Annotated in this window: 3 protein-coding genes; 2 read left to right on the forward strand and 1 reads right to left on the reverse strand. The window is 37.1% G+C overall.

Annotated features, from left to right (window positions below; genetic code table 11):
- Window positions 1-535: 535 nt before the first annotated feature.
- Window positions 536-1,705 carry a serine hydrolase domain-containing protein gene (locus tag ABH960_RS16560; protein WP_404446735.1) on the reverse strand — a complete coding sequence of 390 codons (1,170 nt, stop codon included), beginning with the start codon at window positions 1,703-1,705 and terminating at the stop codon, window positions 536-538.
- A gap of 705 nt (window positions 1,706-2,410) precedes the next feature.
- Between ABH960_RS16560 and ABH960_RS16565 the strand changes: the two genes are divergently transcribed.
- Both ABH960_RS16565 and ABH960_RS16570 read left to right on the forward strand, forming a co-directional pair.
- Window positions 2,411-3,673 carry an MFS transporter gene (locus tag ABH960_RS16565; protein WP_404446738.1) on the forward strand — a complete coding sequence of 421 codons (1,263 nt, stop codon included), beginning with the start codon at window positions 2,411-2,413 and terminating at the stop codon, window positions 3,671-3,673.
- Window positions 3,674-3,687: 14 nt separating this feature from the next.
- A complete protein-coding gene (locus ABH960_RS16570; RefSeq protein WP_404446741.1) occupies window positions 3,688-8,244 on the forward strand; it encodes an amino acid adenylation domain-containing protein in 4,557 nt (1,518 codons plus the stop codon).

Below are 8,244 nucleotides of genomic sequence, written 5' to 3' on the forward strand. Positions count from 1 at the left end.
CGCTCAAACTCTGCAAGAATAGCTAGCATACCAGTTCTGGGCAATCATCTTTTGCCCCACTCATCTTCTCGGTGTAAATACGTTCGCAGCCGGTATTATGATGTACAAGCCCTATACGATGCAGGAATTATCCGAGGTGTTTCGGCTACTAAGTTTAACCAACATGGCACACTCACACATCAACAGGCTGCACTTATGTTAGAACGAACACTAGAATATCTAGGTGTAGAAAAAGAGTCAAATACAGGGCCCTACCACATACCCATCAACCTAAGATTTTGAAATAACCCCCAAAACGAAAATTTTATATCCCTACAGTTATTTATGAAAGTTCAATTCATTTTTTCATTTTGGGGAACAACCAACTTCTTAAGTTGATGGGCATGGGGTAGCACCGTACATCCATCAACTTAAGAAGAATAAACGCCACCAAAACAAAAAAAGTCCCAAATTTTTCTTGAAAATAAATTAGGGCTCTTGAACCAGAAAAGTATATTTTTAACTATGAAAACTACGATAAATTTTTCCTTTTTTCCTACTTGCTAAATTCAGCAAGTAAAATATTTTTAAAAGGAGTAGGACTGTCAGTTCTACCCAAACTATTCCAATTGACGACCAACGTATGCTTGCCTCCAAGTGTACCTCCAACAAGAGTAGTAAACCCTAGAATGCCACCTGTGTGTCCCCATATCGAGACACCGCTTGGAAGCTTAGTTTCATAGATTCCAAGACCATATCCATCGATTCCTTCTTTTCCTGTAGGAACTGTAGTAAGCATTTGTTTTAGTTGCTGGTCTTTCAGTAATTTGCCACTGAGCAAGTAAGAGAAGAATTTATTTAAGTCGTCAGCAGTAGAAATCATATCTCCAGCTGAGCTAGCTACACTTGGGTTATAATAAGTAACGTCTTTTAGCTCACTTGTTCCGTCTGGTTGGACATATCCACGGGCATGATTGATGCCTGGAATAACGCTTGAATTGCCAGGTAGGAATGTATTCGATAATTCAAGCGGTTCAATAATCCGATTTTCAATCTCTTCCGCATAGCTGTTTCCGGTTACTTTTTCAATAAGAATACCCAGTAATACGTATCCTGTGTTTGAATAAGACCAACCCTTTCCTGGGGCAAAGTCTGGGGGCAGAGAAATCCCCATCTTCACTAACTCTTCAGCCATATACGATTTTTTTGTATCCATAAAATCAGCGTCTTTTGACCTTGAGTATTCAGCGATACCACTTGTATGGTTCAATATCTGCCGGATAGTAATCTGGTTACCATCATATCCGTTTCCTTGAATGACACCAGGCAACCATTTTTCGATGTAGTCGTCTAGATTCAAGCGGTTCTCTCCAGCCAATTGAAGTACAACCGTTGCGGTGAACGTCTTCGTCACGCTGCCAATGCGAAAGCGAAAATCTGTTTTCATTGATTGCTTGGTGCTTAGATTCGCTATCCCAGCGGCATACCCCCACGTTTTTCCACCCTCAGAAGTTTTAGCAAGTATCCCCGGGTATCCAAGTTGCAATGTATCCCGCATTGCTTGCTTGACGGAAGTACGATCTCGTTGAGTATTTGTTTGTAACGAACTAGATACATTCTGAGTGGGCTCTGCTTTTACAATTGAGGTTGGTGTTGTATATAATAGAGAACTTCCAGCTATTAAAAGGGCCAGACTTGCACATGTAATTTGACTACGTGTTTTCATAAGGCATTCCTCTCCTCTATTCATATTGTATAGGTGGTTGCTTGCTGTTTCATACTAACCACACAGCTATCATCTTCACCGATTACAAAAGGTCAACATTGAATTTGTAATTATCTTCATAAGTATTATTTTATCAACGCCATTCTGCCCTAACAAACGGTAAATCTCTCTTTTTTCACATGTTTGTAAACCACAGAAATTACTTCTTTTCCTTGAAACACTTTTGTTACTAGTTTGTTTTTCATATATAAGTCATATCTGTTCCGCCTTTCACGCCTCGTAATATTTTTATCCTATACAATGAAACTCTCTTTTTTCTTACCCATTCCTTACAAATTTCTTACGTTTAAAATAGATTCTATTTATTAATATTATTTAAAATCTGCGATACGATTTAATCTTAATTTAGTTGTTTTATAAAAATATTTCTGGTTTTCAGAAAATAATAATCGGAATATTCATTGTTTTCTATATTATTTTTAGAAAATAATCCCATTAATAGGAGTGTTATGATTTAATTGTTAGTCAATATCTCACTTTTAGAGCGTTAGTGTCTTTGAGAAAGTCAAAGCAAGCTATTGATTTCATTACCATCACAAACGAACTGCAAAAAAAAGAATAGGGTTGAAGAGGCGGGAGAAGTCTCTTATTCCACCCAATTAGTTTCTATCGTCCCTATTTAGTAAACTTAAGGAGCTCGTTTTTATGAAAATTACCGAATCAAAAAGTCTATGGGGAAATACAATTTATTTACAAGTTTTCTCTGCGTATTCACTGCTTATGCTCGGAGTATTTATTGACATGTTAGCCATTATGACCATTGTTAGTTTTGAATGGGAAGTAGACCCCACCATGATTGGATTAATTCCTGTTGCGTATGCACTTCCTGGGATTATATTTAGTTCATGGGCAGGCGTGATTGCTGATCGCTTTAGAAAAATTCCAATTATGATGTTTTGTAATCTAATGGTTGGTTTATTAACAATTGTTCTTTTATTTGTCCAAAATATTCATTGGCTTTTGTTAGCATTAATGGTTCGTTCCATTTTCACCGTTTTTTACTATCCTGCACAGCAAACACTAACACGACAGATTGTTTCTCCTGATCTGCTTACCAAAGCAGTAAGTATCAATGGGATAGTTGAGCAAGGAACCAAGATACTGGGCCCACTTATAGGAGGAATGTTGCTGAGCTGGTTTCAGCCAGAGTTTTGTCTGATTATAAGGGCAATATGCTGTTTACTAGCTGCTTTGGTTCTGTTGCCCACAATAAGGTTACAGGAATCTCTGTCAAGAGAACATATAGAAAAGAAAAAGCAAAGTACTTGGACTGCTTGGTTACAAGGCTGGGGTTATGTATTATCCAATCGGATGATATTATCAACCATGATTTTCTTTACAATAGCTATGGCAGTATTACAATTAGTAGACTCACAGTTCCCTACTTTATTTAAGAGCTTGTTCCCAAATGATAAGAGTAAAATGGGATACATCATTTCTATTATTGGTCTTGGGGGAATAATTGGCGCATTCTTAACTCAGAAATTAAAACATTTTCAATATGGTTGGGTAATATGTGGAGGTATTGCTTTAATGGGAATTGGCTTTGGGGGAATAAGTCTGATAACTCTGATAAGTCCTGATGCAGCCCTCATTTTTGCCTATCTGATCAGTTTTATAGCTGGTATTGGAAGTGGACTTATGTTTGTATCCAATCAAGTCATTCTACAAATAGAATCTCATCAAGAACAGGTCGGAAGAGTATTTGGGATTCAAAGCAGTTTAGCAAATGCAGCCCTCATTATTTCTCCTGCTATGAGCGGTCCACTGGTTCACTTTTTCGGAGTAATTGAACTCTATTTTTATGTGGGTATTGGGCTCATCATCATTGCAGTAATTGGGGTTGCACTACAGAAATATTTATGGGCTACACATAAACAAGAACCTGTAAGAGTAAATAATTTTTGAAGGGAAGATTTTTTATGGCCAATGAGGAATGTTATCCGTTAAGTCATCCACAGAGGAGAATATGGTATACAGAAGTTATTCATTCGGGTAAAGGGATATGTAATTTAAGGTTTTTGTTTAAACTTCATAGAAAAATGGATTATTCAAAATTAAATCGAGTTGTGAATCGTGTTATTAGTGAAAATGATGGTCTTTGCATCAGATTAAAAGAAAATGGGCATCAGGAACCTGAACAATATTTTATTAAACATGAAGAACAAGAATTTGAGTTTTTCGATTTCAGTTCCGTGGAGGATTCAGATTTGCTTGAGAAATGGATTGAGCAGAAAACAAAAGAAACGTTTACATTATTTAATTCAGATTTATACTATTTCGCTTTAATAAAATTAAACGATAATGAATGTGCAGTCTTTGGGAATGTTCATCATATTATCATGGATGGTTTATCAATCCAAATATTTACCAGTCAGATTGCAAAATATTATTATGAGATGCATAACGAGACTGAGGAAGGCGAAATTAGAAATTCATATGTTCAATTTCTGGCCAATGAACAAACATACTTGAATAGTATTCGCTTTCAAAAAGATCAAAAATTCTGGTTAGAGGAATTTAAAACAATTCCATCTGTGACGGGATTGAAGCCTTATAATACGTACCAAGTTAGTACCAAAGCATCACGTGAAACGTTTATATTATCGGAGCATTTGAAGAAAAAGATAGAGTTATTTTCTGAAGATTATAAATTAAGTGTATATTCTCTTTTTGTTGCTGCGTTTTCGTTGTCGATTTATCGGTGGACCTCGTCGCTTGATATTGCATTAGGAATGGCTTATGGCAATCGTATGACTAAAATGGAGCGGGAATTAATTGGAATGATGGTGAGTACAGTTCCTCTAAGAATGGATATCGCCCCTGAAGAAGAAGTGCTTTCATTTATTGGTCGAGTGTCCAGAAAACAAAGTAAATCATTACGACATCAGAAATTTCCATTTGATTTGTTATTAAAGCAGATTAATAAAGAGAACAACAGCAATGTTAGACTTTTCGGAACTACGATTGATTATAGAGATCGTGATGAAAGTGGTGACTCACTTTGGATTCCAAATGGTGAAGAAATGCAAGATTTTGCAGTACATATTGAGAATTTGACTGATATAGACTCTTTACAAGTACATATTGACTATCGTAAAGAGCTATTTTCTAAAGAAGAGATAAACCGCTTTTTTAAAACCATGTTAGCAATAATAGAAAATACATTTAAAAACCCAAAGCAAAAAGTTTTTGAGATTGAAATTATTTCAGAAGAAGATAAAAGAAAAAGTTTAGTAGAGTTCAATGAACCAAAGCTTGACTTTCCATATCATGCAACCATTCATGAATTGTTTGAACAGCAAGCGATGATTTATCCAAATGCTATTGCAGTTATGTATGAAAAGGAGAGGATTACCTATAGAGAGCTAAATGAACGTGCAAATCAGTTAGCACATTATCTACAGAAAAAAGGAATAGGACCCGATTCTTTGGTGGGCCTTTGTGTTGAACGTTCTCTGGGAATGATTGTAGGCATTTTGGGGATTTTGAAGGCTGGTGGAGCTTATGTTCCACTTGATCCAACATATCCAGAGCAGCGACTTCAGTATATTTTAGAAGATGCTAGCATTCAATTAGTTGTAACGCAAGAAAGTTTAAAAGGATTGAAATGGTTACCAGAAAATATAAAATCGATTTGTCTTGATCGTGATCGAGATGAGATTGAGCAAGAAAGTAAGACTTTACCGATTTCTAATGTAAATCCTCAACACCTAGCTTACGTAATCTATACTTCGGGATCAACAGGGAATCCGAAGGGCGTCATGGTAGAGCATCACAATGTTATTCGTTTATTTAAATCAACGGAATGTTGGTATCAGTTTAATGAAAAAGATACTTGGACGCTTTTTCATTCTTATGCATTTGATTTCTCAGTATGGGAAATTTGGGGAGCATTATTGTATGGTGGAAAACTGGTTGTTGTTCCTTACTGGATTAGTCGATCGCCTAAGGATTTCTATCAACTATTGGTAGAGGAAGAAGTCACGGTTCTAAATCAGACGCCTTCCGCATTTCGACAATTAATACAGGTGTGTGAACAAGAAGATGAGAATAAAAACTTGCAGCTGCGTTATGTGATATTTGGTGGAGAAGCGTTAGAACCTATTAGCTTGTTACCATGGTTTCAAAGATATGGTGAGAAAGAACCGCAGTTAATTAACATGTATGGAATTACAGAAACTACAGTTCATGTTACATATTATCCGATTACTCTAGATGATGTGCAGCATGCTTCAAGAAGTAATATCGGAAAACGAATTCCAGATTTAGAAGTGTATATACTAGACGCCTATCAACAACCTGTTCCTATAGGTGTAGATGGTGAGCTTTATATTGGCGGGGCAGGGCTTGCACGTGGGTACTTAAATAGACCTGAATTAACAGCAGAGCGCTTTATATCTCATCCATTTAGTAGTGATTCGAAAGCAAGATTATACCGGACAGGAGACTTAGCGAGGTATTTGCCGGATGGGAATCTGGATTATCGTGGAAGAATTGATCATCAGGTTAAAATACGTGGTTTCCGAATTGAGATTGGGGAGATTGAGTCTACTTTAAATGCATATGCATCTATAAAAGAGGCAGTTGTAATTGTAAGAGAAGATCAACCGGGTGATAAACGATTAGTAGCATATGTTGTAGGAGATGGAAATGTAGGTGCGTGGAGAGAGTACCTTAAAGCGAAACTACCGAGCTATATGGTCCCTTCGGGATTTGTGACGATGGAAGCTATTCCACTTACAGCTAACGGTAAAGTTGATCGTGAGGCCTTACCTGTGCCGGAGGAAAAGCAGATTAAAAGTGAAGCTGTTGCCCCTCGGAATAGTAACGAACAGATACTGGCTACCATCTGGAAGCATGTGTTAGGTGTTAAAAAGGTGGGAATCTATGATAATTTCTTTGAAATTGGTGGTGACTCGATTCTCAGTATTCAAATCATATCTCAAGCAAGTCAAGTGGGGTTAAAACTTACTCCAAAGCAAATGTTTGAATGCCCAACCATTGCCGAGTTGGCACAAGTGGCTATAGAAACGCAGGGAGTGCAAGCGGAGCAGGGAATTGTGACAGGAGAAGTGCCCCTTACTCCAATTCAGTACTGGTTCTTCGAGCAAGAACATTCACGTCCGGAGCATTGGAATCAATCAATGCTTTTAAGAGTAAAAGAGAGATTGGACGTGAAGTTACTAGAAGGAGCGATCTTAAACTTACTAAAACATCATGATGCTTTACGTTTCCGGTACGAACAGTTACCAAATGGAACGTGGAGGCAGAGAAATGAAGGGACTGATGAGCATTCTGTACTTCATGTGGTAAAACGGAACAAAGCTAATGAACAAGCGTGGAATAAAGTAATACAAGAAGAGATGAACATTACTCAAACTAGTTTCAATTTAGTTACAGGTCCGTTAATGAGAGTAGTTTACTTTGAGGACACCTTGTCTGGAAATGATCGAATATTCTGGGTGATTCATCATTTAGTAGTAGATGGAGTATCGTGGAGAATTCTATTGGAAGATTTACAGGTGGTATATAACCAGATGAAACAAGGTCAAGGAGTTCGCCTAACTGCGAAAAGTACATCTTTTAAAGAGTGGTCGGAACGCCTGCAGGCATACAGTGATTCGGGTATTTCAAAAGAAGTACAAGATTATTGGAATGAACGGGTAGAAAAAGAAACGATGAAAATTCCAATGGACTATCCAATGCAAGAAACAACAGAAGAATCGATTGATCAAGTGACGAGGACTTTAGGAGTAGAAGAAACACATGCATTGTTACAAGAAGTTCCAGTGACTCATAAGACAAGGATAAATGAGGTACTATTGGCGGCATTAGGACAAGCTATCGTCGATTTTACAAATCAGCAAACGGTTTCTATTCATCTAGAAGGACACGGGAGAGAAGAGATGGTTGAAGGTATTGATCTATCACGGACAGTGGGCTGGTTCACGAGTATTTATCCTGTTCATCTGAATTTTCAAGGAACTAAAACACCTATTGAAGGATTAAAGGCTGTAAAAGATCAATTGCGTCAAATTCCGAATCGCGGAGTTGATTATGGTATTTTACGTTACTTGAAAAAAGAATTACTTCCGTTTTATCAGCAAAAGCCTTCAATAAGCTTTAACTATTTGGGCCAATTTGATCAAGTGTTTTCAAAAGAATCTTTGTTTATGCAAGAGACAGGGTTTACATTTTTAGATCATGCTCCAGATTCCAAGCCATCTCATCTAATTGAGGTTATCGGTATGGTAAAAGATGAGAAGTTACATTTTGTTTGGATATATAGTAGAGAACAGTTTTCTAGATTAAAAATTCAAGCGATAGCAGATGGTATGTTGAGGCATCTGCTTCAACTTATTAATAAACCAACAACAGAGTCAGCTTTTACAGTATCAGATTTTGCTGATGCTGAGGATCTTACGGAAGAAAGCTTGAGCAAAGTATTACTTAAATTAACAAAGAAGAGGGTGTAA

The organism is Bacillus sp. RC252, assembly GCF_044909215.1.
Taxonomy (GTDB): Bacteria; Bacillota; Bacilli; order Bacillales; family Bacillaceae_G; genus Bacillus_A; species Bacillus_A mycoides.